At 61.1% G+C, this 26,182-nt stretch carries 26 protein-coding genes; 14 read left to right on the top strand and 12 right to left on the bottom strand.

Translation table 11 applies throughout. The annotated features are described in order from the left end of the window. Nucleotides 1-36 precede the first annotated feature (36 nt). Nucleotides 37-2,487, bottom strand: a complete 2,451-nt coding sequence (locus tag HU727_RS14895) for a penicillin acylase family protein (protein ID WP_186534314.1) — start codon at nucleotides 2,485-2,487, stop codon at nucleotides 37-39. 199 nt (nucleotides 2,488-2,686) lie between these two features. Between HU727_RS14895 and HU727_RS14890 the strand changes: the two genes are divergently transcribed. Beyond that, nucleotides 2,687-3,244 (top strand): cysteine hydrolase family protein, encoded by a 558-nt coding sequence (locus tag HU727_RS14890; RefSeq protein ID WP_186534313.1) that lies wholly within the window; start codon nucleotides 2,687-2,689, stop codon nucleotides 3,242-3,244. Nucleotides 3,245-3,389: 145 nt separating this feature from the next. On the opposite strand, the gene HU727_RS14885 is transcribed toward HU727_RS14890, so the two are convergent. From HU727_RS14885 to HU727_RS14870, 4 genes are read right to left on the bottom strand one after another with little or no spacing between them, the layout of a single operon-like run. Beyond that, nucleotides 3,390-3,593 (bottom strand): SEC-C metal-binding domain-containing protein, encoded by a 204-nt coding sequence (locus HU727_RS14885; protein WP_003198420.1) that lies wholly within the window; start codon nucleotides 3,591-3,593, stop codon nucleotides 3,390-3,392. A 5-nt stretch (nucleotides 3,594-3,598) separates the two neighbouring features. Next, entirely contained in the window at nucleotides 3,599-4,084 is a 486-nt protein-coding gene (locus HU727_RS14880) for an LEA/WHy family protein (protein WP_186534312.1), read from the bottom strand. A gap of 42 nt (nucleotides 4,085-4,126) precedes the next feature. Further along, nucleotides 4,127-4,603 (bottom strand): YchJ family protein, encoded by a 477-nt coding sequence (locus HU727_RS14875; RefSeq protein ID WP_186534311.1) that lies wholly within the window; start codon nucleotides 4,601-4,603, stop codon nucleotides 4,127-4,129. A 4-nt stretch (nucleotides 4,604-4,607) separates the two neighbouring features. Next, nucleotides 4,608-5,105 carry a DUF6231 family protein gene (locus HU727_RS14870; protein ID WP_186534310.1) on the bottom strand — a complete coding sequence of 166 codons (498 nt, stop codon included), beginning with the start codon at nucleotides 5,103-5,105 and terminating at the stop codon, nucleotides 4,608-4,610. Between the two features lie 199 nt (nucleotides 5,106-5,304). On the opposite strand from HU727_RS14870, the gene HU727_RS14865 reads away from it, so the two are divergent. The 4 genes from HU727_RS14865 to HU727_RS14850 all read left to right on the top strand — a co-directional run bounded on the left by HU727_RS14865 (nucleotide 5,305) and on the right by HU727_RS14850 (nucleotide 8,006). After that, nucleotides 5,305-6,000, top strand: a complete 696-nt coding sequence (locus HU727_RS14865; RefSeq protein WP_186534309.1) for a PA1041 family peptidoglycan-binding anchor lipoprotein — start codon at nucleotides 5,305-5,307, stop codon at nucleotides 5,998-6,000. 89 nt (nucleotides 6,001-6,089) lie between these two features. Continuing rightward, complete coding sequence (locus tag HU727_RS14860; RefSeq protein ID WP_186534308.1) at nucleotides 6,090-6,812, top strand: PA1041 family peptidoglycan-binding anchor lipoprotein; 723 nt, start codon at nucleotides 6,090-6,092, stop codon at nucleotides 6,810-6,812. A gap of 161 nt (nucleotides 6,813-6,973) precedes the next feature. Beyond that, the gene (locus HU727_RS14855; RefSeq protein WP_186534307.1) at nucleotides 6,974-7,255 is read left to right on the top strand and encodes a DUF1145 domain-containing protein; all 282 of its coding nucleotides are present in this window, start codon (nucleotides 6,974-6,976) and stop codon (nucleotides 7,253-7,255) included. Then, nucleotides 7,248-8,006 carry a collagen-like triple helix repeat-containing protein gene (locus HU727_RS14850; RefSeq protein WP_186534306.1) on the top strand — a complete coding sequence of 253 codons (759 nt, stop codon included), beginning with the start codon at nucleotides 7,248-7,250 and terminating at the stop codon, nucleotides 8,004-8,006. The genes HU727_RS14855 and HU727_RS14850 overlap by 8 nt, the downstream gene beginning before the upstream one ends. A 169-nt stretch (nucleotides 8,007-8,175) precedes the next feature. Here HU727_RS14850 and HU727_RS14845 read toward each other — a convergent pair whose 3' ends face one another. After that, on the bottom strand, nucleotides 8,176-8,640 hold the full coding sequence (locus HU727_RS14845) for a CopD family protein (protein ID WP_186534305.1): 465 nt from the start codon (nucleotides 8,638-8,640) through the stop codon (nucleotides 8,176-8,178). A gap of 98 nt (nucleotides 8,641-8,738) precedes the next feature. Here HU727_RS14845 and dinG point away from each other — a divergent pair, with 98 nt between their 5' ends. The 6 genes from dinG to HU727_RS14815 all read left to right on the top strand — a co-directional run bounded on the left by dinG (nucleotide 8,739) and on the right by HU727_RS14815 (nucleotide 17,342). Next, nucleotides 8,739-10,883: an ATP-dependent DNA helicase DinG gene (dinG, locus tag HU727_RS14840; RefSeq protein ID WP_186534304.1), complete on the top strand. Its 2,145-nt coding sequence runs from the start codon at nucleotides 8,739-8,741 to the stop codon at nucleotides 10,881-10,883. Between the two features lie 93 nt (nucleotides 10,884-10,976). Further along, on the top strand, nucleotides 10,977-13,445 hold the full coding sequence (locus HU727_RS14835) for a beta-galactosidase (RefSeq protein ID WP_186534303.1): 2,469 nt from the start codon (nucleotides 10,977-10,979) through the stop codon (nucleotides 13,443-13,445). 217 nt (nucleotides 13,446-13,662) lie between these two features. Then, nucleotides 13,663-14,808 (top strand): serine hydrolase domain-containing protein, encoded by a 1,146-nt coding sequence (locus tag HU727_RS14830; protein ID WP_186534302.1) that lies wholly within the window; start codon nucleotides 13,663-13,665, stop codon nucleotides 14,806-14,808. A 113-nt stretch (nucleotides 14,809-14,921) separates the two neighbouring features. Then, complete coding sequence (locus tag HU727_RS14825) at nucleotides 14,922-16,025, top strand: OmpA family protein (protein ID WP_186534301.1); 1,104 nt, start codon at nucleotides 14,922-14,924, stop codon at nucleotides 16,023-16,025. 24 nt (nucleotides 16,026-16,049) lie between these two features. Then, nucleotides 16,050-16,697 (top strand): pyridoxamine 5'-phosphate oxidase, encoded by a 648-nt coding sequence (gene pdxH, locus HU727_RS14820; protein WP_186534300.1) that lies wholly within the window; start codon nucleotides 16,050-16,052, stop codon nucleotides 16,695-16,697. Nucleotides 16,698-16,877: 180 nt separating this feature from the next. Next, nucleotides 16,878-17,342, top strand: a complete 465-nt coding sequence (locus HU727_RS14815) for an outer membrane lipoprotein (RefSeq protein ID WP_016771369.1) — start codon at nucleotides 16,878-16,880, stop codon at nucleotides 17,340-17,342. Nucleotides 17,343-17,430: 88 nt separating this feature from the next. Here the strand turns inward: HU727_RS14815 and HU727_RS14810 are convergent, their stop codons facing one another. The 3 genes from HU727_RS14810 to nhaA all read right to left on the bottom strand — a co-directional run bounded on the left by HU727_RS14810 (nucleotide 17,431) and on the right by nhaA (nucleotide 20,226). Then, nucleotides 17,431-17,679 carry a pyocin S6 family toxin immunity protein gene (locus HU727_RS14810; protein ID WP_186534299.1) on the bottom strand — a complete coding sequence of 83 codons (249 nt, stop codon included), beginning with the start codon at nucleotides 17,677-17,679 and terminating at the stop codon, nucleotides 17,431-17,433. An 18-nt stretch (nucleotides 17,680-17,697) separates the two neighbouring features. After that, nucleotides 17,698-18,870 carry an S-type pyocin domain-containing protein gene (locus tag HU727_RS14805; RefSeq protein ID WP_186534298.1) on the bottom strand — a complete coding sequence of 391 codons (1,173 nt, stop codon included), beginning with the start codon at nucleotides 18,868-18,870 and terminating at the stop codon, nucleotides 17,698-17,700. 171 nt (nucleotides 18,871-19,041) lie between these two features. Continuing rightward, a complete protein-coding gene (gene nhaA / locus HU727_RS14800; protein WP_186534297.1) occupies nucleotides 19,042-20,226 on the bottom strand; it encodes a Na+/H+ antiporter NhaA in 1,185 nt (394 codons plus the stop codon). A gap of 252 nt (nucleotides 20,227-20,478) precedes the next feature. Here nhaA and HU727_RS14795 point away from each other — a divergent pair, with 252 nt between their 5' ends. Further along, entirely contained in the window at nucleotides 20,479-21,573 is a 1,095-nt protein-coding gene (locus HU727_RS14795) for a PLP-dependent cysteine synthase family protein (RefSeq protein WP_186534296.1), read from the top strand. A 136-nt stretch (nucleotides 21,574-21,709) separates the two neighbouring features. Here HU727_RS14795 and HU727_RS14790 read toward each other — a convergent pair whose 3' ends face one another. After that, a complete protein-coding gene (locus HU727_RS14790) occupies nucleotides 21,710-23,323 on the bottom strand; it encodes an NAD(P)/FAD-dependent oxidoreductase (protein ID WP_186534295.1) in 1,614 nt (537 codons plus the stop codon). A 95-nt stretch (nucleotides 23,324-23,418) separates the two neighbouring features. Next, nucleotides 23,419-24,072, bottom strand: a complete 654-nt coding sequence (locus tag HU727_RS14785; protein ID WP_186534294.1) for a COG3650 family protein — start codon at nucleotides 24,070-24,072, stop codon at nucleotides 23,419-23,421. Between the two features lie 128 nt (nucleotides 24,073-24,200). Between HU727_RS14785 and HU727_RS14780 the strand changes: the two genes are divergently transcribed. Then, nucleotides 24,201-24,548, top strand: coding sequence for a hypothetical protein (locus HU727_RS14780; RefSeq protein ID WP_186534293.1), 348 nt, complete (start codon nucleotides 24,201-24,203; stop codon nucleotides 24,546-24,548). Nucleotides 24,549-24,552: 4 nt separating this feature from the next. Here HU727_RS14780 and HU727_RS14775 read toward each other — a convergent pair whose 3' ends face one another. Next, entirely contained in the window at nucleotides 24,553-25,152 is a 600-nt protein-coding gene (locus tag HU727_RS14775) for a short chain dehydrogenase (RefSeq protein ID WP_186534292.1), read from the bottom strand. A 104-nt stretch (nucleotides 25,153-25,256) separates the two neighbouring features. Between HU727_RS14775 and HU727_RS14770 the strand changes: the two genes are divergently transcribed. After that, nucleotides 25,257-26,171 carry a LysR family transcriptional regulator gene (locus HU727_RS14770; RefSeq protein ID WP_186534291.1) on the top strand — a complete coding sequence of 305 codons (915 nt, stop codon included), beginning with the start codon at nucleotides 25,257-25,259 and terminating at the stop codon, nucleotides 26,169-26,171. Nucleotides 26,172-26,182 lie beyond the last annotated feature (11 nt).

Below are 26,182 nucleotides of genomic sequence, written 5' to 3'. Positions count from 1 at the left end.
AGAGCGTGGGAACGATCAGGTAGTGGGCGGTCTGGATTATTTTGCGGGCGTGAGGGTCAAACGCGCCTTGCCATACACCCGATCAAAGTTCTGCGGTTGCATCGGCAAGCCAATGTACTGGCTCTTGAGCCACGCATCGATCCCGTTCAGGTAGTTCGGGCTCAACGGATTCCCCGATTGCCCCGTACCGTTCTGAGCCATCAGCGGTTCACTTTGACCAAAGTCGACGATAAAGCGCATCGACGGTGCACGCGTCGTGCTGAAGTCCTGACCCCAGGCGAACGCCGCGGTGTTCAACGTCGTGTGATCACCACCCGCTGCGACTGGCCCGCGCACGGTCTGGCCGTTGGCATTCTTCCAGACGTAGCTGTGCAATTTGCCCCACTGCCAGGCTTTGTGATCGCCGCCCAACAGGCTGTCGCCAGCGCTGATCGCAGCGGCGAGGCTGCGGGCGAGCAGGGTAGCCTTGTCTTCTTTCTGAGGCGTGCGAACGTCATCCCAGAACGGACTGTCTTCACGGCCCAGCAAATGGTCGGCCTGCGCTGCGTAGGACAAATCGCCATTTGCGATAAACGCTTTCCACGTAGCGCTCGACTCAGGGCCGAGTTCGTCGAGGAACATTTGCTTCATGCTTTCCTGCAAAAACAGTTCATAAACCGCCGCATCGGCCGAGGTCGGGCTGAGCTTGCCGTCGAACGCCATCAAGCGGGTGAATGCTTCGCGTGCCTTGCTGCGATCAGCGTCGGGCAGGGCATCGATGGCCTGCTTCAACGGCTGCTTCATGCCCGGCGCCTCGAAGACTTTTTTCAGTTTTTCGGCAAAGGTCGTGGTCTGGTCGTACTGCATGGCAATCACGCTGCGGCTGTCGTGTTTGCCCGCGCCCGCCAGTTGGGCGAGCCGTTCGCCGCGCTCTGGTGCTGCCCAAGATTTCGACAGCTGCATGCCGTAGCCATCCGGGATCACGCGCTGGTTGGCGGTGCCGAGCCAGCCTTGTGCCGGGTCCTGATCGTAGGGGTGCAACATCGGGTCGGCGTAACCGTCCCAGTCATAACGACCGTCCCAGCCCGGCGAGGGCAGCAGGCCTTCGCCTTCGCGGCGGTTGGGGAAACGTCCGGTGACTTGCCAGCCGATATTGCTCGCATCGGCGAACACCAGATTCAGGGTGATCGCGCGGATTTCGCGGCTGGCATCCGAGGCGCGCTCGACGTTTTGCGCGCGCGTCAGGTCGAAGTAGGCGTCCAGTGTTTTGTCATCGGTCAAACCCGGCGTCTGCAACGCCAGGCCGAAACCGTTGCCCTGCGCCGCCACCCGGGCACTGTTGAGCAGGGCGCCGTGGCGCGTTTCATACACCGCTTCGCGAATCGGCCGCTGACCTTTGACGAAGTAGGTTTCGTTGCGCACGCCCAGCGCCTGCCATTTGCCATTGACCTCGTAGGTCAGGCTGCTGCCCTGACGGCGGATCTTTTCCAGGAACAGATCCTGATTGTCGCCAAGCACGCTGGTCATGCTCCACGCCACTTTGCCGTTGAACCCACCGAGGACCATCGGCAAGCCAGCTACCGTAACGCCGGCCGCCTGATATTTAGGCGCGCGGATTTGCACGAAGCTCCACAGCGATGGTGCGGCCAGCGGCCCGTGCGCGTCGCTGGCCAGCAGGCTCTTGCCGCTGCGGCTGCGTTGCGGGGCGATCGCCCAGTTGCTGGAAGTGGGCGTGCCGAGCAGGTTCAGCGCCGACAGTTGCTGGCTGGCGCTGCTCAGTTCAGCCAGACCCGGGATCTGTCCGTTGAGCTTGAGTCCTTGCAGTTTGTCGGCTTCGGCCAATGGCAGATTTTCGTCAGGTGCCGACGGGCTCAGCCAAGCGAGTTTGTCGCTGGTCACGGTTTGCGCGAGCACCAGCGAGGCAATTTCTTCCGGCAGGTTGGCCGACTGGCTGAAATTCAACAGCACGAAAATCAGCGCCGAATCTTCCGGTTTCCAGTATTCCGGTTTGTAACCGCTGGCGGCGAGATCGCCCGGCAATTTGTCGGCGTAGCGGAACAGGTAAGCGTTGACGCCCCGAGCATAGACCTCGAAGAACCGTTTGAGCCGTGGCGACGAGGCCTTGTACAACTCGCCGGCACTTTTCTTCAGGCTGACCGCGCGCATGTAGCGGTCGGCGTCGAGCATTGACGCGCCTGACATTTCCGCCAGACGTCCCTGGGCCAACAGGCGCAGAGTGACCATCTGATTGATGCGGTCGCTGGCGTGGACGTAGCCGAGGCTGAACAGGGCGTCATGGAAGCTGTTGCTTTCGATCAACGGCATGCCCATCGCATTGCGCCGCACCGAAACGTTCTGCGCCAGGCCCTTGAGCGGTTGCACACCGGAAGCCGGCGGCAGGCTGTCCTGGGCGTTCCAGGTCTGGCAACCGGACAGGCCGAGGACACCGGCCACTGCTGCGGCAACGCCGAACCGGGGAAGAAAATGTGTAAGGGCTGGCGAGGCCATGGCGAAGCTCCTGCGGGGTATAAGGCTGGGGACGCAATAAAGCCGCTACGTTAGTGAGGGCGCGAGGGCCGCGCAAGCGGGGCGAGCGCTTATTTGTGCACTTGTGCGCCGATCGGTCAGAGGGTTTGCAGTTGCCTGTGAGAAACCGGTGGTGTTGAACTATGGAAATATCCAATGACCTTGCATGAGATAAATCGCCATGGAGCTTCAGGCCAACGCTGCACTGATCATCATTGACCAGCAAAAAGGCATTCTGCATCCGCGTCTGGGGCGCCGGAATAACCCTCAGGCCGAAGAGCGAATGCTCGATCTGCTGGGGCTGTGGCGACGTACCGGGCGCCCGGTGATTCATGTGCAACATTTGTCGCGCTCGCCGGAATCGGTGTTCTGGCCTGAACAGTCGGGGGTGGAGTTTCAGCCGCGCTTTGTGCCGCAGGACGGTGAATGGCTGATCCAGAAACAGGTTCCCGATGCGTTTTGCGCGACAGGGCTGGAGGTGCGGCTACGCGAGGCGGGGATCGGGCAGGTGATCATTGTCGGCGTGGCCACGAATAATTCGGTGGAATCTACAGCGCGGTCGGCGGGCAATCTGGGCTTCGACGCGTGGGTAGCGGAGGACGCGTGCTTTACCTTCGACAAGGCCGATTATTTCGGCACACCGCGTACGGCTGAAGAAGTGCATGGGATGTCGCTGGGGAATCTGCACGGGGAGTATGCGACGGTGGTCAGTGTCGCGCAGGTGTTGGCGGCGGGCTGAGGTTTGTGGTGAATGTGCCGCCTGCATCGCGAGCAGGCTCGCTCCCAGAGTGGAGTGCATTTCAACTGAATGAACGCGATCCCTGTAGGAGCGAGCCTGCTCGCGAAGGCGATGTGTCAGGCGAAGAAGATCTTCGCCCTGGGCATCAAGCCCCGTGGCACTTCTTGAATTTCTTGCCGTTGCCGCATGGGCAAGGGTCGTTGCGGCCAACGTCTTTCAGGGCGTTGCGCACTGGTTCCTGGTGGGCGTGGCCGCAGTTCGGGCCGTGGACATGGCCATGGTCGTGATCGTGATGGTGGTCATGATCGTGGTTGCAGTCAGGGCCATGGACATGGGGTTGCTGGGTCATCGAGGTCACTCCGGAGTTAGATCGGCGGGGATTATCACGCCATTGCGCTCAAGGTGCACGTAGTGAGCGATGAATAAACCGGTTTCCAGTTCTCCCTCCAATCGATAGGGAATCTGCTGATTCGGTTTTTTCAGCAGCTTCACTACGGTTTTGACCTTGGGCCATAAGTTGGTGCGGATCGGTACCTTGAAATAGGCGCTGCGTTTGGGCCCGACGGTAAACCAGTGTTCATGCTCCCCCTCGGTCAGCAGCATGTCTGCTAGGTGAATGCGGTATTCCATGCCGCGTACGGTCAGGTCGCTGTCGTAGGGGTTGTCGATGCGAAAGTGCAGGATGAATCTCTGTTCAAGCAGCTTTGCCCGCACCACTTCGACTTTCACCAGATGCACGGCGGGCTCGACGCTGTCATCGCTGAACCACGAGGCACAGCCGCCGAGGTTGAGGATCAGCACCAAGGTGAACAGTTGAAATGTGTGCCATTGACCGAGCATCGAGTAGGACTCCCTTTGACCCCAGTCTAGTCGCCGGCCGGTCTAAGCGCCGAAATACCCCGAGCAACATTTCTTGAATTTCTGCCCGCTGCCGCACAGGCAATTGTCATTGCGCCCCAGCTTCATCTGCACCGTCGGGTCGATGAAATACCAGCGCCCGGCGTTCTGCACGAACGAGGATCGCTCACGATGACTGTGCTCGCCCTGGCTGTCGTGCCAGCGCGCGGTGAAGGTCACGAAGGCATGTTCCGGCTGGCCGCCAAAGACTTCCGAACTGTCAACTTCGAGGCCGAGCCAGGTGCTCTGCGCGCTCCAGTCGCTGATCGACTGCCGGTTCAAACCCGCTTGTTGCGCGGGCAGGGTGGTCGCTACGAGGTAATCGACCAGCCCCAACACGTAAGCGCTGTAGCGCGAGCGCATCAAGGCTTCGGCGCACGGCGCCGGGTGGCCCTCGTGATAAGGGCCGCAGCAGGCCTCCAGCAGGTTGCCGCTGCCGCAAGGGCAAATGGCTGTACTCATTGCATTACCACCAGTATTTCCCGAAGTTTTCCGGATTGGCCCAGAAGCGTGAATTGAGCCAGTCGGGGACTTGTTTGTAGTCGAGCAGATCGTAGGTGAACAGGGTCAGCACCTGATCGTCACGCTGGAAACGCTCGCTGGCTTGCAGTGCCAGCGAGTAAAAGTCGGTTTCCTGCCAGCCGCACGCCGACAGATCTGCCACCACCGCGATGCGGCTGGCGTTGAGGTTACGGATGCCGCCCAACAGGTTCAGGCCGTCGCGCTTGGGCAAATGTTCCAGGCAATCGACCACCAGCGCCAGATCGAAGCGTTGCCCGGCCAGATCGGCGGGCAATGCCCCGGGCGCGGCGTGGGCGACGACGCTGTCCGGATGCGCCTCTTTAAAAGCGCTCAATGCCGGAAATTCGCTGGCGCCGATCAACAGCAGTCGAGCCGGGGCGTAGCGATCCAGCAAAGCGGCCAGCGCCTGTTGCGGCGTGCGCGAAGAAATGGCGACGTTCATCGAAGCTCCTCATTCAGATCGCCAAGACTAGCCTGCCAGGCTGCGGTGGCAAAGCCTTCCGTGGCGCATGTTTGCGCCAAAAGTGGCAAACACCTGTGAACACGGTCGCAAACAGCGCTGGCCTATTGCTGGCGGAGATTAAAACTCCGGTCTTTACTCCCTGAATCGGTTTTAAGCCGATCCCTCAGGAGAAAACTAGATGAGCATAGTTCGCACAGCATTACCCTTGGTTCTGCTAACCAGTGTGTTGACTGGTTGCGCAGGTTTGCAGAAAACCGACTGGCCCACCTGTGCGGCGGTCGGTGGTGTTGTTGGCGCCGGTCTGGGCGCGACGGAAAGTGCTGCGTGGGCCGGTTACGGTGCGCTGCTGGTCGGCGGCACCGCAGCTGCCTATTGCTGGGTGCATGGTGATGGCGACGAAGATGGCGATGGCGTGCCGGACAGTCGCGACAAGTGCCCGGGCACGCCCAAAGGCGTGCAGGTCGATGCTGACGGTTGCCCGCCACCGACGCCTGCGCCAGTGGTCGAAGAAGCGGTTGTGGTCAAGGAGGAAACCATCGTCATCCGTGATGTGCACTTCGAATTCGACAAGGCCGCGCTGACCAGCCCTGACAAGCAAGTGCTCGACAAAGTCGCCGACCGCCTGAAACAGGAATCCTCCACCGCGCAACTGACCGTGACCGGTCATACCGACAGCGTGGGCAGCGATGCCTACAACAAAAAGCTTTCGGACCGTCGTGCGCATTCGGTGGTCGAGTACCTGATCCAGCAGGGCGTGCCACGCGCCAGCTTCGTTTCGGTGTCCGGCCTGGGTGAAAGCCAGCCAGTGGCCGATAACAAGTCGGCCGATGGTCGCGCGCAGAACCGTCGCACCGAAATCAAAATCGTCCGCTAGCCCTCTCGCATCCGCGGCTTGTGCAGTCGCGGATGCGGGTCTTTACTCCTGTGTAACCGGTATGGGCCGGTACACAGGAGCGTTCACAAATGCGTGTTTTCTCAAGGTCCGTCTTGCCGTTGCTGCTGCTTGGCAGCTTGCTCACCGGTTGTGCCACTCACAGCGATGGCACCGCACCCCTCAATCAACGTACGTGGCCGATCTGCAGCCTGCTGGGCGGGCTGGTCGGCGGCGGTCTCGGTGCCATCGAAAGCGCAGGCTGGGCCGGCGGCGGCGCGGCGTTGGGCATCCTCACCGGCGGGTTGATCTGTTATGCCCAGGATGGCGATGAAGACAGCGACGGCGTATTCGACCGCCGCGACCGTTGCCCGGATACACCGGAAAATACCGAAGTCGATCACCGTGGCTGCCCGTTGCCGCAATACCCGGCGACTGTGAAGCCGGTCGAACCGGCGCCGCAAAATGAAGTGATCACCTTGAGTGACGCGGGCAACGTTCTGTTTGATTTCGACAAGTCTGACCTGACCCCGGCGGCCAAAGCGCAGCTCGATACCTTGATGGACAAACTGCGCAATGCCGATGTGGTCGGCATCAAGGTCATCGGTCATACCGACAGCAAAGGCTCTGACGCCTATAACCAGGCGCTGTCCGAACGGCGGGCCAGCAGTGTCGCGGCTTATTTGCTGAGTCAGGGTCTGGCGCCGGACAAGCTCACCAGCGAGGGGCGCGGCGAAAGTGAACCGGTCGCCGACAACGCCAGCGATGACGGTCGAGCGCAAAACCGTCGCGTGGAGCTGCACATCAATCGTTAGGCAAGGGCTGTAGTCCGCAGGCTAGAGCTGCCGGGTCGAGATTCTCGGCCCCGGTAGCCATTTGATCGGTGTTTGCAGATATTTCATTTTTCCCTCTGGCTTATCCCCCGCAGAAGCCGGTACTGTGCGTGCAAAGAATAATTCGCAACACGGGGGGGCGTATGAAGGTGTTCTGGTGGCTGGGGCGTTTGCTGACCCTGCTGTTCTGCTGTGTGGTGCTGGCCAATCAGTTGGTACCGTTTGTCCATCCGCTGCATCTGCTGGTCAATCTGGCCGGTGCTCTGTTGTTGCTTCTCCATGTGTTCGAAGTGCTGCTGTGCAATCGCAGCCTCAAGGGCCGTTCGCACCCTTGGCGTGATCGCGGCCGCATCCTGTTATTCGGCGTATTCCACCTGCAAACCATCCCGGCCCCGGCCGCTCCGGAGGCTTCTTCCCATGCGTAAACTCTGCCTGCTCGCTCTCTTCATCAGCCCACTGGCCTGTGCCCAGGTGGTCAATGTGCAAAGCAACTCGCTGATGCGTTTGCCGAACACCACCAGCACATTGAAACTGGAAAAACTGGAAGTGGCCGATTACGGCACCTTGCTGATTCCGTCGAACGTGGCCGAATTGAACGTCGATGAGCTGCGCCTGGGCCATGAAGCGCGCATCGCCATCGTTCCGGCTGAAACCGCGCTGGAGATGAAGGTCAAGCGCGCCGAACTGAGCGACGGCAGTCAGATCACTGCACGCGGCGCCCCTGGCACTTACGAAAAAGCCGCCCGGGCCGGGCGCAATCTCAATCTGCAATTTCAGGCCTTGACCGCGCCGCAGTTGACGGTCGATGCCCGTGGCGGCACCGGTGCGCCGGGTTTCGTCGGGCTGGATGGCGGCAACGGTGAAGATCCAGGCTGCACCTATGGCTCGGCCGGGCACGGCGCCAATGGCAGTGACGGCAGTGATGGTCAGCCAGGTGCACCGGGCGCGCTGGTGCGTCTTGAAGTGCCGCGCGATTTTCCGCAGGCTTTGATCAAGGTCAACGTGGCGGGCGGTGCCGGTGGCCCGGCGGGTGTGGGCGGCAAGGCCGGGAAGGGCGGCAAGTCCAAGGGCTGCCTGGTGTACCGCGCCGATGGCGGCAAAAATGGCAAGGCCGGGGCTGATGGGCAGCCGGGGCCTGCCGGTGCGGCGGGCGCTGTTACCGTGCAACGCCTCTAAAGAACAGCACTTTCCATTGTGGCGAGGGAGCTTGCTCCCGCTGGCGCGCGCAGCGGCCCTGAAAATCAGGCAGCGCGCCCCTTCTGGTTAAACTCGGCAGCTGATTTGGGTTGCTTCGCAACCCGGCGGGAGCAAGCTCCCTCGCCACAGCAGTGTTTGTCTCGACACCTCAGAACATCGGCCGAGCTGCCGCAATCGCCACCAGCGCCACCCCGACAATCAGATTGAGCCCCACCACCCGCCGAATCCGCCCCAGCACCGCCGCACCCGCGGGCCAGTCTTTCGCCTCCACCGCCTTGCGCAGTTCCGGCAGCATCAACCCCTGAATCCGGATAAACAGCGCAGTCATCACAATGTACAGCCCGATCATTACCTGCACGTATTTCGGCGCGGTCTCGAAACCGATCTGCTGCAAATGCAACAGGCCCACGCCACTGATCGGCAGCAGGATTACAGCGACCCAGACCCAACGGAAAAAACCTTGAAACACTTCCACCCACAGGGTCAGGCGAGCGGGGCCGTCCAGGGCCTTCACAGCCGCAGGGCGCAAGACCATCCAGGCGAAAAACATGCCGCCCACCCACACCAGGGCGGCGAGGACATGCAGGGGATAAACGAGGCTAAAAGGTGTCATTGGGGTACTCCGTTCTGCGCGATGTCGATTAGCGGGGTATGATAGCCGCCGAACCAAACCACTGAAAATTTATCCAGCGTTTTTGCGCCCGACACTCAATGATCAGCACTGAACTCAAAACCACGATCCAGGGCGCCTATTCGCGTTTTCTAGAGGCCAAGAGCCTCAAGCCGCGTTACGGCCAGCGCCTGATGATCGCTGAAATCGCCAAAGTCCTCGGGGATATCGACACCGACGACGAAGGCCGGCGCAGTGGCGACCCCGCGATTGTCGCGGTGGAAGCCGGCACCGGTACTGGCAAGACCGTGGCCTACAGCCTGGCGGCGATCCCAACGGCCAAGCTGGCCGGCAAGCGTCTGGTGATTGCCACCGCGACGGTCGCCCTGCAAGAGCAGATCGTCTACAAGGATTTGCCCGACCTGATGCGCAACAGCGGGCTGAACTTCACTTTCGCGCTGGCGAAGGGGCGCGGGCGCTACATGTGCCTGTCCAAGCTCGACATGCTGCTGCAGGAAGGCCACGCGCAAACCGCCACCGCCCAGCTGTTCGAAGAAGAAGGCTTCAAGATCGAGGTCGACGAGGCCAGTCAGAAGCTGTTCACCAGCATGATCGAAAAGCTCGCCGGCAATAAATGGGACGGCGATCGCGACAGCTGGTCCACGGCGCTCGAAGACGCGGATTGGGCGCGCCTGACCACCGATCACAGCCAGTGCACCAACCGTCATTGCCCGAACTTCGGCCAGTGCGCCTTCTACAAGGCTCGCGAAGGCATGGGCAAGGTCGACGTGATCGTCACCAACCACGACATGGTGCTGGCCGACCTGGCGTTGGGCGGCGGCGCGGTGCTGCCCGATCCGCGCGACACGATTTACGTGTTCGACGAAGGCCACCACCTGCCGGACAAGGCCATCGGCCACTTCGCGCACTACACGCGCCTGCGTTCTACCGCCGACTGGCTGGAAACCACCGCCAAGAACCTCACCAAACTGCTGGCCCAACATCCGCTGCCGGGCGACCTTGGCAAGCTGATTGAGCAAGTGCCGGAGCTGGCCCGGGAGATCAAGACCCAGCAGCAATTCATGTTCACCGCCTGCGAGCAGATCGCCGATTTCAAGCCCGGTGAAGACGTCGAAGGCCGCGAGCGCCCGCGTCATCGCTTCGTTGGCGGGGTGATTCCCGACTCTATGCGGGAGATGGGCATCGAGCTGAAAAAAGGCTATTCGCGCCTCAATGACTTGTTCACGCGCCTGACCGACCTGCTCAAGGAAGGCATGGATGGCGAGGTCAATATCGGTATCGCCAGCAATCAGGCCGAAGAATGGTATCCGCTGTTTGGCAGCCTGTTGTCCCGCGCTTCCGGCAACTGGGAGCTGTGGACGGCGTTCACCGCTGAAGACCCGGAAGACAGCCCGCCAATGGCGCGCTGGCTGACGCTGGCCGAGAGTGGTTCGCTGTTCGACATCGAGGTCAACGCCAGCCCGATCCTGGCTGCGGAAACCTTGCGTCGCAGTTTGTGGAATGTTGCTTACGGCTGCCTGGTGACCTCGGCAACGCTGACCGCGCTGGGCACGTTCGACCGCTTCCGCATGCGTGCGGGGTTGCCGAAAAAAGCCGTCACGGCGGTGGTGCCGAGCCCGTTTCATCATGCCGACGCCGGCGTGTTGCGCGTGCCGGATCTTAAGGCCGATCCACGCGACGCCGCCGCCCACACCGCGGCGATCATCCGCGAGTTGCCGGATCTGGTCGAAGGCTCACGCGGCACGCTGGTGCTGTTCTCGTCGCGTAAACAGATGCAGGACGTGTTCGACGGCCTCGATCGCGACTGGCGCAAGCAAGTGTTCATTCAAGGCAATCTGTCGAAACAGGAAACCCTGAACAAGCACAAGGCGCGGGTCGATGGCGGCGATTCCAGCGTGCTGTTCGGGCTGGCGAGTTTCGCCGAGGGCGTCGATTTGCCGGGCGCGTACTGCGAGCACGTGGTGATCGCCAAAATCCCGTTCTCGGTGCCTGACGACCCGGTCGAAGCCGCGCTGTCGGAGTGGATCGAGGCCCGCGGCGGCAACCCGTTCATGGAAATCTCCGTGCCCGATGCCTCGCTGAAGCTGGTTCAGGCCTGCGGTCGTCTGCTGCGCACCGAAGAAGACCGGGGCACCATCACCTTGCTCGATCGGCGTCTGGTCACCCAGCGCTACGGCAAGGCGATCCTCAATGCGTTGCCTCCTTTCCGTCGTGAAATTTCCTGAGACCCCGGCGGGCCGATTTGCCCGCCGTGTTGTCTATCTCTCTGCCATCGCGTTTCCACTGGCCTTCGGGTCGTTAGGGAGAACTCCGTTCTTATGATCCGCCGTTCGTTGCCCGCTGTTTTCGCCTTGATCTTTGCCGCGCCGTTGCTGGCGGCGCCCGCCGGTCAGCAGACGCTGTTCAACTTCGTTCGCCCGGCCGATGTGGTCAAAGTCGTCACGGAAAACACTGACCTGCCGCAAGCCAATGCCGAACAGACGCCGGAAGGCGAAGTGCTGCGCCGGGTGACCTTCAATCCGGTCGCCCGCCCGACCTTGCGCCTGACGCCCCAGACCGGCGCGTGGGACTGGTCACAGTCCGGCATGATGACCTTGCGTTTGCAGAGCGCGATGAACTGGGCCGTGACGGTTTATGTGCAGATTCAAAGTAACGACGGTCGCACCCTGGTCAGCCGCGTCGATCTGCCGGCCGGCCCTGCACAAACCTTGCTGGTGCCGCTGGTGGCCTCGACGCCGTTGAGTCAGGGCATGAAAGCCGGGCCGGCAATGCCGATGACCGTCGATGGCCAGCGCATTCTGCTGGCCAGCAGCAGCGGCGAAATCGATCGCAGCCAGGTGGTTTCGGTGAGTCTTTCGATGGATCAACCGAAAGTCGCCCAGAGCTTGTTAATCGAGCGGTTCGGCGTGCAGGACGGCGAATCGGTGGCGCAGGCGGTGTACGGCAATCTCGTCGACGCTTACGGTCAGTCGACCCGCAGCAAGTGGCCGGAAAAGGTCAATACCGACGAACAACTGAAAACCGCCGCCGCCAAAGAGCAGCAACAACTGAACACTTGGCTGGCCGAGCGCGGGAAGTCGTCGCTGGACACCTTCGGCGGCTGGAACAAAGGCCCGGCGTTCAAGGCCAGCGGTTTCTTCCGCACTGAAAAGCGCGATGGCCGCTGGTATCTGGTGACCCCTGAAGGCCATCCGTTCTACTCGCTGGGCGTCAACACCGTCAGCCCGCAGGTCAACCAGACCTACGTGGCCGGACGCGAATCCATGTTCGAGTCACTGCCCAAGCCCGGGGACCCGTTGGCGGTCCATTTTGGCGAGGACGATAACCGTGGCGGCAACGGTGCCGATCAGGGGCGCGGCTACGGCAATGGCCGTTGGTATGACTTCTATGGTGCCAACCTGCAGCGTCTCTACGGCGAACCGTGCAAACCGGACAGCGATAACAAGGCCGGTATTGCCGAAGCGGCCAAGGCGGGTGCGGCTGAAGCCACTTCGGTCGAGTCCGCTGAGCCTGCACCGGTGCCTGCCGAGCCGAAGTCGGGTGTCGCTGAAGCGGCGCAGACCGACGCGGTGCAAGCGTCCACCGAAAACGCCGCTCCGTGCAAAGCCACGTTTGATGAGGCGCGCTGGACTACCCATACCCTCGATCGCCTGCAAGCCTGGGGTTTCAACACCGTTGGCAACTGGAGCGCGCCGTCGCTGGCCGAGGCTGAACGCGTGCCGTATACCTTGCCGCTGTCGATCGTTGGCGATTACACCAGCATCAGCACCGGCAGCGATTGGTGGGGCGGCATGCCGGATCCGTTCGATCCGCGTTTCGCCATGGCCACCGAGCGCGCCGTGGCCATTGCCGCCCGCGATCACCGCAACGACCCGTGGCTGATCGGGTATTACGCCGACAACGAGCTAGCCTGGGCGGGCCCCGGTGACGATCCGAAGTCGCACTACGCGCTGGCCTATGGCACGTTGAAAATGACCACCGACGTGCCGGCCAAACGCGCGTTCCTCAAGCAACTGCGCGACAAGTACCGCAATCAGGCCGGGCTGTCGAAAGCCTGGGGCATCGAGCTGGCTGCGTGGGAATTGATGGAGGATCCGGGCTTCGTTCCGCCGCTGCCTAACCCGGAGCATCCGGAAATCGAGGCGGACTTCAAATACTTCCAGAAGGTGTTCGCCGACACCTATTTCAAGACCATTTCCGACTCGCTGAAATGGCATGCGCCCAATCAGATGCTACTCGGCGGCCGCTTCGCCATCAGCACGCCTGAGGCCGTGGCCTCCTGCGCGCAGTATTGCGATGTGCTGAGTTTCAATATGTACACGCTCAAGCCGCAGGACGGTTATGACTTCGCCGCGCTGAAGGCGTTGGACAAACCCGTACTGATCACCGAATTCAACTTCGGCTCTACCGATCGTGGCCCGTTCTGGGGCGGCGTGACGCAACTGGCGAAAGAAGAGGATCGCGGCCCGGCCTATGCCAATTTCCTCAAGCAGGCCGTGAGCGAGCCTTCGATTGTCGGCGTGCACTGGTTCCAGTATCTCGACCAACCGGTGACCGGACGCTTGCTCGATGGTGAGAACGGCCATTTTGGTCTGGTCGGCGTGACAGATCTGCCGTATCAGGGTTTCGTCGACGCGGTGCGCAAAAGCAATCTGCAGGCGATGGAGCAGTTGGGCAAGCAAGCGCAGAAAGCGCCCGTTGCCGAGGCAGAGGGCGGGCGTAACGCCGAGGCTGGCAAAAGTACCGAGGCAGGGCATCCGGGTGGGCACTCGGGAAACGGCCACTAGGCGTTGAACTGCGGTTCGTTCTTCGCGAGCAGGCTCGCTCCCACAGGGGATCTGCGGTGCTACCGAGGTCCAGGGTGGGAGCGAGCCTGCTCGCGAAGGCATCAGCCGCCTCACCGAAATATCTGAAATAACCGTCTGGCCCGCGCCTGTTCCCAAATCCCTCAAGGGCTGGAACAATGCGGGCCACTTTGTAGGGCGTTTTCGCGGGGGAGTTGCGGTGCAGATTCAGGGACATTACGAGCTTCAATTCGAAGCGGTGCGCGAGGCTTTCGCCGCACTGTTCGACGATCCCCAGGAACGCGGCGCAGCCTTGTGCATTCAGGTCGGCGGGCAAACCGTCCTCGACCTCTGGTCCGGTACCGCCGACAAGGACGGCACCGAGGCCTGGCACAGCGACACCATCGCCAACCTGTTCTCCTGCACCAAGACCTTCACCGCCGTCACTGCGCTGCAATTGGTCGCGGAAAGCAAACTGCAACTGGACGCCCCTGTGGCCCGCTACTGGCCTGAATTCGCTGCCGCCGGCAAAGAATCCGTCACTTTGCGTCAGTTGCTCTGCCATCAGGCCGGCCTGCCGGCTTTGCGCGAGCTGCTCGCCCCCGAAGCCCTCTATGACTGGCAGACCATGGTTGACGCCCTCGCTGCCGAAGCGCCGTGGTGGACGCCGGGCACCGGTCACGGTTATGCCGCGATCACTTACGGTTGGCTGGTGGGTGAATTGCTGCGCCGCGCCGACGGTCGCGGACCGGGCGAATCCATCGTCGCCCGCGTCGCCAAACCGTTGGGCCTGGATTTCCACGTGGGCCTGGCCGACGAAGAATTTCATCGGGTCGCGCACATCGCTCGAGGCAAGGGCAACGCGGGCGATGCCGCTGCCCAGCGCCTGCTGCAAGTGACAATGCGCGAGCCGACCGCCATGACTACCCGCGCCTTCACCAATCCGCCGTCGGTGCTCACCAGCACCAACAAGCCGGAGTGGCGGCGCATGCAGCAACCGGCGGCCAACGGCCACGGCAACGCGCGCAGCCTCGCCGGGTTCTATGCCGGTCTGCTCGACGGCAGCCTGCTTGAAAGCGAGATGCTTGAAGAGCTGACCCGCGAGCACAGCCTGGGCGACGACAAAACCTTGCTGACCCGCACCCGTTTCGGCCTCGGCTGCATGCTCGATCAACCGGACGTGCCCAACGCCACCTACGGCCTCGGCGCGCGCGCGTTCGGTCATCCGGGGGCGGGCGGTTCGATCGGTTTTGCTGACCCTGAGCACGATGTCGCTTTCGGCTTCGTGACAAATACCCTGGGGCCTTACGTTTTGATGGATCCGCGCGCGCAGAAGCTCGCGCGGGTGCTTGCCACTTGTCTGTAAAGCTATAACAGAGGTTCCAGGGTCGGAACCTCGAAGGGATTTTCGATTCAAAACGGCTGTTTATCCGGGCGAAAGTGCTCTGATTTTTCATTACTTCATTTTGTGGATTTTCAATGTCATCTAAAAAGACCCTCGCCCTGGCCCTGTGTGTAGCGATCACCGGTTGCGCACAGACTCCGAAAAACGATGCGGACGGCAGCAGCTGGTGGCCGTTCGGTTCGGCAGGCAAAGTCGCGGCCAAGGAGCCTGCTCCGGCTCCCGCTCCGTTGAAACCGGCGGCGACCGCGCCAATTGCCAAGGCCGAGAGCAGCAATCCGTGGTACTGGCCGTTCGGTTCCAGCGACGAAGCGGTCAAGGCTGACCTGAAGGACGAGGTCAAACCTGAGGCCAAACCGGCAGCGGTCGCCAAGGCTGACGCGGAGTCCAATGGCAAATGGTGGTGGCCGTTCGGCGGCAAGGATCAGCCAACCGCGAAAGCCGTGCCAATGCCGGATCCGAAAGTGACTCAAGCCTGGCTTGACGACTATGAACCGCGCCTGCGTGAAGCGGTGAAAGACAGCAAACTGCAAGTCGAACGCCGCGACAACGTGCTGGTCGTGACGGCGCCGGTCGAAGGTTCATTCAACCCGGACCGTCCAGCCATGCTGCTGCCGGTCACGCTCGGCCCGTTCACCCGCGTGGCGAAAATTCTCGAAGCCGACCCGAAAACCGCCGTGCTGGTGCTGGGCCACAGCGACACCAGCGGTGCCGCGCCGGCCAACATCAAGCTGAGCCAGGAACGTGCTCAATCGGTGGCGGCGATCTTTCGTCTCAGCGGTCTGCAGCGTGATCGCCTGATGCTGCGCGGCATGGGTTCCGAAGCACCGCGTGCAGCCAACGACAGCGTTGAAGGCCGTGCCCTGAACCGTCGTGTCGAACTGCTGGTGACCCCGCAAAACACCATGGTTGCGCTGCTGAGCAAATACAACATGCCGGCGCCCAAGCCCGTCACCCTGGTTGCTGCGCAAGACGTCAAACCAGTGGCCAAACCGGTAACCCCGGCGCCTGCCGCGAAGAAAGCCGCTGTGCCGGCGACCAAGAAAGCGCCAGCCAAGAAGGCCGCCGCCAAGGCCCCTGCGAAAAAGACACCGGCCAAGACGCCAGCCAAAAAGACGGCGCCAGCCAAGGCCGCTGCGACCGACAAGAAGGTCGCCGCGACCGACGCAACAAAGAAGTGATCCGCTAACGAAAAGGAATGCGCCATGACCCAGGCTCTGGCCGATATGCGTCGCGATTACACCCGTGACGGTTTGACCGAGGCGCAAGCACCGGCCGAGCCGTTTGCGCTGTTTCACCAGTGGTTTGCCGATGCGGTAAAAACCGAGCAGGCACCGGTGGAAGCCAATGCCATGACCTTGGCCACAGTCGATGCGGATGGCCGTCCGCATTGCCGCATTCTGCTGCTCAAGGGGCTCGACGAGCAGGGCTTTACGTTCTTCACCAACTACGACAGCGCCAAGGGCCAGCATCTGGCGGCCAATCCCTTTGCCGCCATGACCTTTTTCTGGCCGACGCTCGAGCGCCAAGTGCGCATCGAAGGGCGGGTCCTTAAGGTCACGCCGCAAGAGTCCGATGCGTATTATCAAGTGCGTCCGCTGGGCAGCCGTCTCGGCGCCTGGGCCTCGCCGCAAAGTCGGGTCATCAATGGGCGTGCTGAACTCGAAGACCTGCTCAAGGCCACCGAACAGCGTTTCAGCGATACTCAGCCGCACTGCCCGGAACATTGGGGCGGTTACCGCTTGCTCCCGGAACGCATTGAGTTCTGGCAAGGCCGTTCGAGCCGTCTGCATGACCGCCTCAACTATCGATCGCAGGGCACCGACTGGATTCTTGAACGTCTGGCCCCTTGAGCAGTCTACCGAGCGGGATGAAGGGCGATGGCGCAGGATCGCTGATTCCGCGCTACTTTAAGTGAACGCTCGCGGGCATCTGTACTCAGCCTGAATGGAAGCAAATTTTATCCGGATGGTGTCGTGACACGCGCCTGTCCACGGAGTTTAATGAACACATGTTCTTTTGGAGTTGATGCTATGCGTAAGTCTGTTCTGCTGGTTGCTTCCTTTTCCACGATGGCGATGTTGCTGACCGGCTGCCAATCGAGCCTCACCGGCGACTCCTACTCCCGTGACGAAGCGCGTCGCGTGCAGACGATTCGCATGGGCACCATCGAATCCCTGCGACCGGTGAAAATCGAAGGCACCAAAACCCCGATCGGCGGCGCAGCTGGCGCAGTGGTGGGTGGTGTGGGCGGTAGCGCTATCGGCGGCGGCAAGGGCAGCATCGTTGCAGCGGTTATCGGTGCAGTGGCTGGCGGTCTGCTGGGTTCGGCAACCGAAGAAGGCCTGACGCGCACCCAGGGCGTAGAAATCACCGTGCGTGAAGACGACGGCAGCATGCGCGCCTACGTGCAGCAGGTTCAGGAAAACGAAGTGTTCCGCGTGGGCGAGCGGGTACGGATTTCGACCGTTGGCGGGACGAGCCGGGTTTCGCACTAAGCGAAATGCTGGGTAAAGAAAACCCCGATCAGGTGACTGGTCGGGGTTTTTTGTGTTCGCCTGTTTTGCGCTTTTCGAATCTGGTTCCTCAGGCTTCACGACAAAGGCCGATGCAATATATCAAGTCGTCCCTGAAGGGCGTATTGACGATCTGCATGATTTCTCTGGCTTGAGTCTCAGTCAGGTCGTGTTCCCCCATAGGTACGTCTTTAAGCGATTTCCATCCCATTGCATCAAGAACTGCTTGCTCCGAAGCCTCCGGGACGTCTTTGTCATATTGCAGAGAGTTGTCAGGATTTGTTTCCGGGAAAAATCCAGAGAGAGCTAAAAAAACCATTTTTGGAGTACTCGATAGTTACTTTGTTGTGGTGCGTCTTTTGGGTCTTGCCTTACTGGTTTGCTTGCCCGTATTGATATCGAACTCGCCGAGATGATCCCCCTCCCGGTTATAAACCTCGACAGCACCATGTTGATAGTCCCACTCATAGATGCGTTTCTTGCTTTCCCAGCGCTTTCGAGGCCCTTTGTTACGAACCGGTTTCGCATCGGGAAATGCTGGAAGCAGCTTGGGCGGCGTATGGTAGTCGTGGTCGCCAGACACCGGACGCGCAACCACTATATACAGCGGCCTGACACCCGAATCTGCCGGGAACACCAAAATAAAATCTTTATACTCCGGCGGATAAACCGGGTTCACCAGTATCCCGTCCGCCGCTTTCGTCGGTGGATACACCCAGATATGTGGCGCTTGCGGTGCAGCCTCCAGTGCTGGGATGCCGAGGATGTCCGAACCGTCCACGGCCGGCGTCCAAAGCAATTCGACGCCTTCACCCAGATCAGCAACGAACCGGTCGCCGCGTGCAGTGAACTGCACGACATCGACCATTTCCCAATTGCGGTTCTTGCCGGTGTAGAAGCCGTAACCCTTGAGGCTGCCGTCGGCCTGTTGTTCGACGCGCATGCGCACGCGAGTCCGGGCTTGTTTGAGAGTGTTCAGTTGCTCATCGGTGTAAAGCGCACTGTCGCCCAGGGTTGATGGCATCAGAAGCGCAACCAGGCCTACCAAAGGCGCCGCCGCTGCGCTCGATACAAGCGCAGGCAGCGCTTCGAAAGCCGAACCTGCCAGGGCCAGACTGCCAAACCCGACCGGGACCGCGTTGGCGCTGATTTTCTTGAGTGGAATGCCGCCGCTTTCGTCGGCTTCGCGAGCCCCGAGCAGGATCAGCTCGCCGTAATCCTTCAGGCTGTCGGTCGGCACCATTCCTGAGGGATTGTTGTAATCAATGATCGCATCCGGCAACTTGCAGGACTTGGCGAACACGCACCCGGCGCGCACCGTTTCAGGTTTTTTCGCAGCCACTTCACGGCTACGCTCGAAAGCTTCCTGGCGTGCCAGCATCGCGTCGTAAGCGTTTTGCCCGGCTTCGCGCTCGGCCAGTTCAGCGGTCGTCATATACCGCCAGGTAATGTGATGCCCGTCGCCCGCCGGTGGGTTTTGCACCCGGGGAATATCCCTGTTCCGCGCCACTGTTCATCCCTTCGTTCATCATCGACAGCCCCTCGAAAGGGGCCGCACGACGTTATCGAAGCGGAGAAATTGCGGCTGTAGGACGGGTCGCTAAAGAGGTGGGGATTGTTCGCTGTGTAACTGAGAGCGGGGAATCTGTGGCGAGGGAGCAAGCTCCCTCGCCACAAGGGGTCATTTCAGTTGGGAGTTCCCGCGACTCGCCGCCGCCGTCACCGCATAACCAATCAATGCCGCGAGGATCGAGCCGGTGAGAATGCCCATGCGGTCCATCCCTGCGTAGTCGCTCACGCCCGGTTCGAAGGCCAGCGAGCCGACGAACAGGCTCATGGTGAAGCCGATGCCGCAGAGAATTGCCACGCCGAGTACCTGGCCCCAGTTGGCGCCTTGGGGAAGGGCGGCGATGCCAATCTTGACGGCCAGCCAGGTGAGGCCGAAGACGCCGATGGTTTTGCCCAACAAAAGGCCGATGGCGATGCCCATGGGCACATCGTGGGTAAAGCTTTCAACGGTGACGCCGCTCAGCGACAGGCCCGCGTTAGCGAAGGCAAACAGCGGCAGGATGCCGTAGGCGACCCAAGGGTGCAGCGCATGTTCGAGGGTCAGCAGAGGCGACGGCTCGGCGTTTTTCGTGCGCAGCGGAATGCAGAAGGCCAGGGTCACGCCGGCCAGCGTGGCGTGAACACCGCTCTTGAGCACGCAGACCCAGAGGATCAGGCCGATGATCATGTATGGGCCGAGCTTGACCACTCCGAGCCGGTTCATCGCCACCAGCGCGGCTATGCAGGCGGCCGCCAGGCCCAGGGACAGGGTCGACAGTTCGCCCGAGTAGAAAATCGCGATGATTACGATGGCGCCGAGGTCATCGATGATCGCCAATGTCATCAGGAACAACTTCAGCGACACCGGCACGCGCTTGCCAAGCAGGGCCAATACGCCGAGGGCGAAGGCGATGTCGGTGGCGGTCGGGATCGCCCAGCCGCTGAGGGCGGCGGGGTTGTCGCGGTTGAGAAACCAGTAGATCAGCGCCGGCACCAGCATACCGCCGACCGCCGCCGCGCCGGGCAGAACGATTTGCGAAGGTTTGGACAGCTGGCCGTCGAGCACCTCGCGTTTCACTTCCAGACCGATGAGCAGGAAGAACATCGCCATCAGGCCGTCGTTGATCCAGAGCAGCAGGGGCTTGGCGATTTTCAACGCACCGATCTGCGCCACCACCGGGGTGTCGAGCAGGCCGGTGTACAGCCACGACAGCGGCGAGTTGTTGATAATCAGCGCCAGGATGGCCGCGGCGATCAGTAACAGACCGCTGGCAGCTTCCAACTGAAAGAAACGCGTGAAAGTGCTACGCAGAGGCAAGGTCGCTCTCCATCTAATAATCCAAAAGGTGGACTACCCTAACCCGTACTGTTAGTTGTTAAAACAAAAGTTATATTCTTTTTTGTTATATGTCGTTACAGACTCTTTAGGCCGGGCCACGCTGAGCCTAGCAGTTGCCTGACACATTGAGACTCAGCTGTATCTGTGCGCGCCGCAGGATTTTTCCTAAGCTGACGATGAGCCTTCGAGAAGACTCAACGACTGCCCGACTCAACGAGAAGAACCATCACCATGAGCGACAACCGACAGTGGGCCCGCGAAGCCATCCGCATCATCGAAGCGGATTTCCAGCGCAGCGCCGACACCCACCTGATCCCTTTGCCGCTGCCCGGTTTTGCCGGCATCGAGTTGTATTTCAAGGACGAGTCCAGCCATCCCACTGGCAGTCTCAAGCATCGCCTGGCCCGTTCGCTGTTCCTCTATGCGCTGTGTAACGGCTGGCTGAAGCCCGGTGCGCCGGTAATCGAGGCGTCCAGCGGTTCGACGGCGATTTCCGAAGCGTATTTCGCGCGAATGCTCGGTTTACCGTTTATCGCGGTGATGCCGGCGACCACCTCGAAAGAGAAGATTGCCCAGATTGCGTTTTACGGTGGCCAGAGCCATCTGGTGAAAGATCCGACGCAGATCTACGCCGAATCCGAGCGTCTGGCTCGCGAGCAGGGCGGTCACTTCATCGACCAGTTCACCTACGCAGAACGCGCCACCGACTGGCGAGCGAACAACAACATCGCCGAGTCGATCTTCCAGCAGATGCGCTATGAGAAACACCCCGAACCGAGCTGGCTGATTTCCAGCCCCGGTACCGGCGGCACCACCGCGACCCTCGGCCGTTACGTGCGCTACCGCCAGCATTGCACCCGCGTGTTGTGCGCCGATGCCGAACGTTCGGTGTTCTTCGATTTCTATCAGACCGGTGATGCGAGCCTGCGACTGGACTGCGGCTCACGCATCGAAGGCATTGGCCGGCCACGGGTGGAGGCGTCGTTTTTGCCCAAGGTGATCGATGCGATGGTCAAGGTGCCGGACGCCTTGTCGCTGGCGGCCATGCATTATCTGGCGCAACGGTTGGGGCGGCATGTAGGCGGGTCGAGCGGGACCAATCTGATCGGCGCCCTGATGGCGGCGCAGCAGATGAAAGCGGCGGGAGAGTCGGGGTCGATCGTGGCGATTCTATGCGACGGTGGCGAGCGTTATGCCGGCACCTATTACGATCAGGATTGGTTGCAGGCGCAGGGGTATGAATTGAGCGGATTGATTGAAGCCGTGGCGGCGAGTGCCGAGCGGGGAGAGGCGCTTCCGACCTCGGTGCTACGCGCCAACATTTGAGGGAACGCACAAACCAATGTGGGAGCGAGCCTGCTCGCGAAGGCGGTTCATGGATCAACATTTCTATTGAACATGAAACCGTATTCGCGAGCAGGCTCGCTCCCACAGGTTTTTGTGTTTTGTCAGCTAATGCTGGTCAAGCGTCCAATCCAAGGATATCGCGCGCTACAGCCTCGGCAATCCGTATCCCGTCCACACCCGCCGACAGAATCCCGCCGGCATAACCCGCGCCTTCACCGGCCGGGAACAAGCCCTTGACGTTCATGCTCTGCAACGACTCGTTGCGGGTGATGCGCAGCGGTGACGAGGTGCGTGTCTCGATCCCGGTCAGCACCGCATCGTGCAGCGAATAACCGCGAATCTGCTTCTCGAACGCCGGCAATGCTTCGCGGATCGCCTCGATGGCAAAGTCTGGAAGTGCCAGTGCCAGATCGCCCAGCGCCACGCCCGGTTTGTAGGACGGCTCGACTTCGCCCAGTTCGGTCGAAGGCTTGCCGTTGATGAAGTCACCGACCAGTTGCGCCGGCGCCTTGTAGTCGCTGCCGCCGAGGATGAAGGCGTGGGATTCGAGGCGTTCCTGCAATTCGATCCCGGCCAGCGGGCCGCCCGGATAGTCAACTTCCGGTGTAATGCCGACGACGATGCCGGAGTTGGCATTGCGCTCGTTTCGCGAGTACTGGCTCATGCCGTTGGTCACCACGCGGTTTGGCTCCGAGGTCGCCGCCACCACGGTGCCGCCCGGGCACATGCAGAAGCTGTAGACCGAACGGCCATTTTTGGCGTGGTGCACCAGTTTGTAATCGGCCGCGCCAAGTTTTGGATGGCCGGCGTATTTACCCAGCCGCGCGCGGTCGATCAGCGACTGAGGGTGCTCGATGCGGAAACCCACCGAAAACGGTTTGGCTTCCATGAACACGCCACGGCTGTGGAGCATGCGGAAAGTGTCGCGGGCGCTGTGGCCGAGGGCCAGAACCACGTGTCTGGAGTGCAGCGTTTCGCCGCTGGCCAGTTGCACGCCGACCAGTTGGCCGTCCTCGATCAGCACATCGCTGACGCGCTCCTGGAATCGCACTTCACCGCCCAGATCGCGGATCTGCTCGCGCATGTTTTCAACCATGCCGGTCAGACGGAACGTACCAATGTGCGGTTTGCTGACGTAAAGAATCTCTTCCGGCGCGCCGGCCTTGACGAACTCGTGCAGCACCTTGCGGCCAAGGAATTTCGGGTCCTTGATCTGGCTGTACAGCTTGCCGTCGGAAAACGTGCCCGCGCCGCCTTCGCCGAACTGCACGTTGGACTCGGGATTGAGTACGCTTTTGCGCCAAAGGCCCCAGGTGTCCTTGGTGCGCTGACGTACTTCGGTGCCGCGTTCGAGGATGATCGGCTTGAAGCCCATTTGCGCCAGCAGCAGGCCGGCGAAGATACCGCAGGGGCCGAAACCGACGACGATGGGTCGCTGACCAGGATCGCTCTGCGCCTGGCCGACGAATTTGTAGCTGACATCCGGCGCCACGTTGACGTTACGGTCATCGGCGAACTTGCCCAACACCCGGGCCTCGTCGCGTACGTTGAGGTCGATGGTGTAGATGAAGCACAGTTCGGAGGACTTTTTGCGCGCATCGTAGCTGCGCTTGAACAGGGTGAAATCGAGCAGGTCATCGCTGGCGATGCCCAGGCGTTGCACGATGGCGACGCGCAGGTCTTCTTCGGGATGGTCGATTGGCAGCTTGAGTTCAGTGATTCGTAACATGGCGGGATCCGGATTCGCGGGGCGCACAACTGCGCCAAGGCGTTTGAAGGCGGCGATTATAAGCCGCCGCGAACGGATCCGTGGGGGAAAAACGATCAGTCGTTGCGCGCACCGCCGAAATACCCGCAACCGCGCTGCACCTGGCCGTCGATGCGCAGTTCCGCGCTCATGTGTTGCACGCTGCCGGTGATGCTATCCACGCAGCGTTGCGGCGCGACCCATAATTCGATGCGTTGATTATTGGCTTCGCTGCTGAGATTGAAACGGCCATCGCCCAGTTGTTCTTCCACATACGGTACGGCGAGCGGAGCCTGGCCTTCACGGTCGATAACCATGCCTTTGCCGCTGACTTTGACGTTCCATTCCGGGCCATGGCCGGCGGCGCGCAGGATCAGCAATTTGAAATTCGGATCATCGCAAGCCGTGCCCGAGCGTTCGACGCGGTACAACTGGCTCAGGTCGAGGCGGTCGCCCGCGACTTTGCCGCGCACATCGGCGAACAGCTTGCCCTGCTCGTCGGCCAGGGTAGCGGCCTCTTGCAGAACGCTGGTGCCACCGACGTCATTGACGACCAGTTGGCGCTGATCCTGGCACGGCTGGAACACCAGCTTTCCTTCGGCGGCGGTCAGTTGTCCCTGCATCCGTGTCTGCCCGACATGCGAGGCACTTTCACGCTGACCGTCGAATAACTGGCAGGCGGCAAACAACGGCAGCAGGGCAACGAGGACTAACGAACGGGCAACACGCATCTTTGGCTCTCCAGACAAGTGCTGCCACGTTACTGAGGGCGGCTGACGATCACAAGGCTTGTGTGGCCACCATTGAGTCGCCGTTCAGGTCGATGCATAGTTTCGCCTCGTGTATCAGGAAGAACTTTATGCAATGGAAGTCTGCGATATTGCTGTTGGCGCTGGCAGCATCGAGCGTAAGTCAGGCAGCCGAGATAAATCTCTCCTCGGCAAGGGATTTCACCAGAATGGAGATGCTGCTCAAGGATGATGAAGGGGCTAACCCGGATCATGTTCAGCTCTCGGTCACCTTGACGCCGGAAGCAACCGAAAGGGTCGCAAAAATTAGCCGGGAGTCGATCGGCAAGCCGTTGACGCTTTCGATCAATGGCCAGCCGATTTCAACGGTGACGGTTCACTCGGTACTGGGTGGGCAATGGAAAATCGCGATGCTTCGGCCCGTTGCAAAAAAACTTTTGCCCACCCTGATCGAGTAAGCGATCAACCGACGTGGAAAGTCTGCCCTGTCTGCAGGCCTTCAACACTTTTGGCGTAAGCCAATGCCACATCCGCCGCAGAAACAGGCTTGAAGCCGCGGAAGTAAGGCGCGTATTTGCCCATGGCTTCGGCCAGTACGGTCGGGCTCACCGAATTCACCCGTAACCCGCGCGGCAGTTCGATGGCCGCGGCGCGAACGAAGCTGTCGACGGCGCCGTTGACCAGCGCTGCCGAGGCGCCGCTGCGAATCGGATCGTGGCTGAGCACGCCAGTGGTGAAGGTGAACGAGGCGCCGTCATTGGCGAATTCGCGACCGATCAGCAGCAGATTGACCTGGCCCATCAGTTTGTCTTTGAGACCGAGGGCGAAGCTGTCTTCGCTCATTTCGGCCAGCGGTGCGAAAGTCACGTTGCCTGCCGCGCAGATCAAGGCATCGAACTTGCCGGTCTGTTCGAACAGCTTGCGGATCGAGGCGCTGTCGCTGATATCCACCTGCAGATCACCCCTGTTACGACCGATGCGAATGACTTCGTGGCGTTGCGACAACTCTTTGTCCACTGCCGAACCGATGGTGCCACCTGCGCCAATCAAGAGAATTTTCATCGAGCTCTACCTCAAGTGAAGGAATGAGGGCTCAGTCTAGAGTGGTTTTTTCTGCGGATAAGCGCACTAATAGGCAACCTTTGGTTTTCAATTGGAAACAATGCATGAGCGAGATGGATGACCTCGCGGCATTCGCCGTGCTGATCGAGGCTGGCAGTTTCACCTTGGCGGCGCAGCAGCTGGGGTGCAGTAAAGGGCAGTTGTCCAAGCGCATCAGTCAGCTCGAAGCGCAGTTCAGCGTGGTGCTGTTGCAACGCACGACCCGGCGTTTGAGCCTGACAGCAGCCGGCGCGGCCTTGTTACCGCAAGCCCAGGCGCTGGTCGCCCAGGTGCAAAAAGCGCGTCAGGCATTGGCGCGTTTGAAGGACGACATGGCGGGGCCGGTGCGCATGACGGTTCCAGTGTCGCTGGGAGAAACGTTCTTTGATGGCTTGTTGCTGGAGTTTTCGCAGCAGTATCCCGAGGTCCAGATTGAGCTGGAGTTGAGCAACAGTTACCGCGACCTGTCCCGTGATGGCTTTGACCTGGCGATTCGCGCCGAGGTGGCCAATGACGATCGGCTGGTCGCAAGACCGTTGCTGGCCTGGCATGAAATGACCTGCGCCAGCCCGGCCTATCTCGACCGTTTCGGCGAACCCGCAACGCCACAGGCACTGGCCGAGCATCGTTGCCTGCTCAACAGCCACTACAGCGGGCGGGAGGAGTGGCTGTACCACCAGCAGCATGAATTGCTGCGGGTGCGGGTGTCCGGGCCGTTTGCCAGCAACCACTACAGCCTGTTGAAAAAAGCCGCGCTGTCTGGCGCCGGCATTGCCCGTTTGCCGTCGTACCTGCTGCCGACGGAGCTGGCCGACGGCCGATTGCGCTGGCTGCTGCGCGACTTTCAGACCCGCCGCATGCCGATGTACCTGGTGCACCCTTATCAGGGCGGTCTGCCGAAACGCACGCAAGTGCTGGCGGATTATTTGATTGGCTGGTTCAAGCGCAGTGGCGAGGCGCTGGATCGGCTCCAGCGCTGACATCGAACCTG

This window comes from Pseudomonas khorasanensis (genome assembly GCF_014268505.2).
GTDB classification, from domain to species: Bacteria; Pseudomonadota; Gammaproteobacteria; order Pseudomonadales; family Pseudomonadaceae; genus Aquipseudomonas; species Aquipseudomonas khorasanensis.
This window is presented reverse-complemented; position numbering and strand designations above follow the sequence as displayed.

Coding starts and splice junctions, on each gene's coding strand:
- HU727_RS14895 (WP_186534314.1), bottom strand. CDS start 2,487: ATGGCCTCGCCAGCCCTTACACATTTTCTTCCCCGGTTCGGCGTTGCC.
- HU727_RS14890 (WP_186534313.1), top strand. CDS start 2,687: ATGGAGCTTCAGGCCAACGCTGCACTGATCATCATTGACCAGCAAAAA.
- HU727_RS14885 (WP_003198420.1), bottom strand. CDS start 3,593: ATGACCCAGCAACCCCATGTCCATGGCCCTGACTGCAACCACGATCAT.
- HU727_RS14880 (WP_186534312.1), bottom strand. CDS start 4,084: ATGCTCGGTCAATGGCACACATTTCAACTGTTCACCTTGGTGCTGATC.
- HU727_RS14875 (WP_186534311.1), bottom strand. CDS start 4,603: ATGAGTACAGCCATTTGCCCTTGCGGCAGCGGCAACCTGCTGGAGGCC.
- HU727_RS14870 (WP_186534310.1), bottom strand. CDS start 5,105: ATGAACGTCGCCATTTCTTCGCGCACGCCGCAACAGGCGCTGGCCGCT.
- HU727_RS14865 (WP_186534309.1), top strand. CDS start 5,305: ATGAGCATAGTTCGCACAGCATTACCCTTGGTTCTGCTAACCAGTGTG.
- HU727_RS14860 (WP_186534308.1), top strand. CDS start 6,090: ATGCGTGTTTTCTCAAGGTCCGTCTTGCCGTTGCTGCTGCTTGGCAGC.
- HU727_RS14855 (WP_186534307.1), top strand. CDS start 6,974: ATGAAGGTGTTCTGGTGGCTGGGGCGTTTGCTGACCCTGCTGTTCTGC.
- HU727_RS14850 (WP_186534306.1), top strand. CDS start 7,248: ATGCGTAAACTCTGCCTGCTCGCTCTCTTCATCAGCCCACTGGCCTGT.
- HU727_RS14845 (WP_186534305.1), bottom strand. CDS start 8,640: ATGACACCTTTTAGCCTCGTTTATCCCCTGCATGTCCTCGCCGCCCTG.
- dinG (WP_186534304.1), top strand. CDS start 8,739: ATGATCAGCACTGAACTCAAAACCACGATCCAGGGCGCCTATTCGCGT.
- HU727_RS14835 (WP_186534303.1), top strand. CDS start 10,977: ATGATCCGCCGTTCGTTGCCCGCTGTTTTCGCCTTGATCTTTGCCGCG.
- HU727_RS14825 (WP_186534301.1), top strand. CDS start 14,922: ATGTCATCTAAAAAGACCCTCGCCCTGGCCCTGTGTGTAGCGATCACC.
- pdxH (WP_186534300.1), top strand. CDS start 16,050: ATGACCCAGGCTCTGGCCGATATGCGTCGCGATTACACCCGTGACGGT.
- HU727_RS14815 (WP_016771369.1), top strand. CDS start 16,878: ATGCGTAAGTCTGTTCTGCTGGTTGCTTCCTTTTCCACGATGGCGATG.
- HU727_RS14810 (WP_186534299.1), bottom strand. CDS start 17,679: ATGGTTTTTTTAGCTCTCTCTGGATTTTTCCCGGAAACAAATCCTGAC.
- HU727_RS14795 (WP_186534296.1), top strand. CDS start 20,479: ATGAGCGACAACCGACAGTGGGCCCGCGAAGCCATCCGCATCATCGAA.
- HU727_RS14790 (WP_186534295.1), bottom strand. CDS start 23,323: ATGTTACGAATCACTGAACTCAAGCTGCCAATCGACCATCCCGAAGAA.
- HU727_RS14785 (WP_186534294.1), bottom strand. CDS start 24,072: ATGCGTGTTGCCCGTTCGTTAGTCCTCGTTGCCCTGCTGCCGTTGTTT.
- HU727_RS14780 (WP_186534293.1), top strand. CDS start 24,201: ATGCAATGGAAGTCTGCGATATTGCTGTTGGCGCTGGCAGCATCGAGC.
- HU727_RS14775 (WP_186534292.1), bottom strand. CDS start 25,152: ATGAAAATTCTCTTGATTGGCGCAGGTGGCACCATCGGTTCGGCAGTG.
- HU727_RS14770 (WP_186534291.1), top strand. CDS start 25,257: ATGAGCGAGATGGATGACCTCGCGGCATTCGCCGTGCTGATCGAGGCT.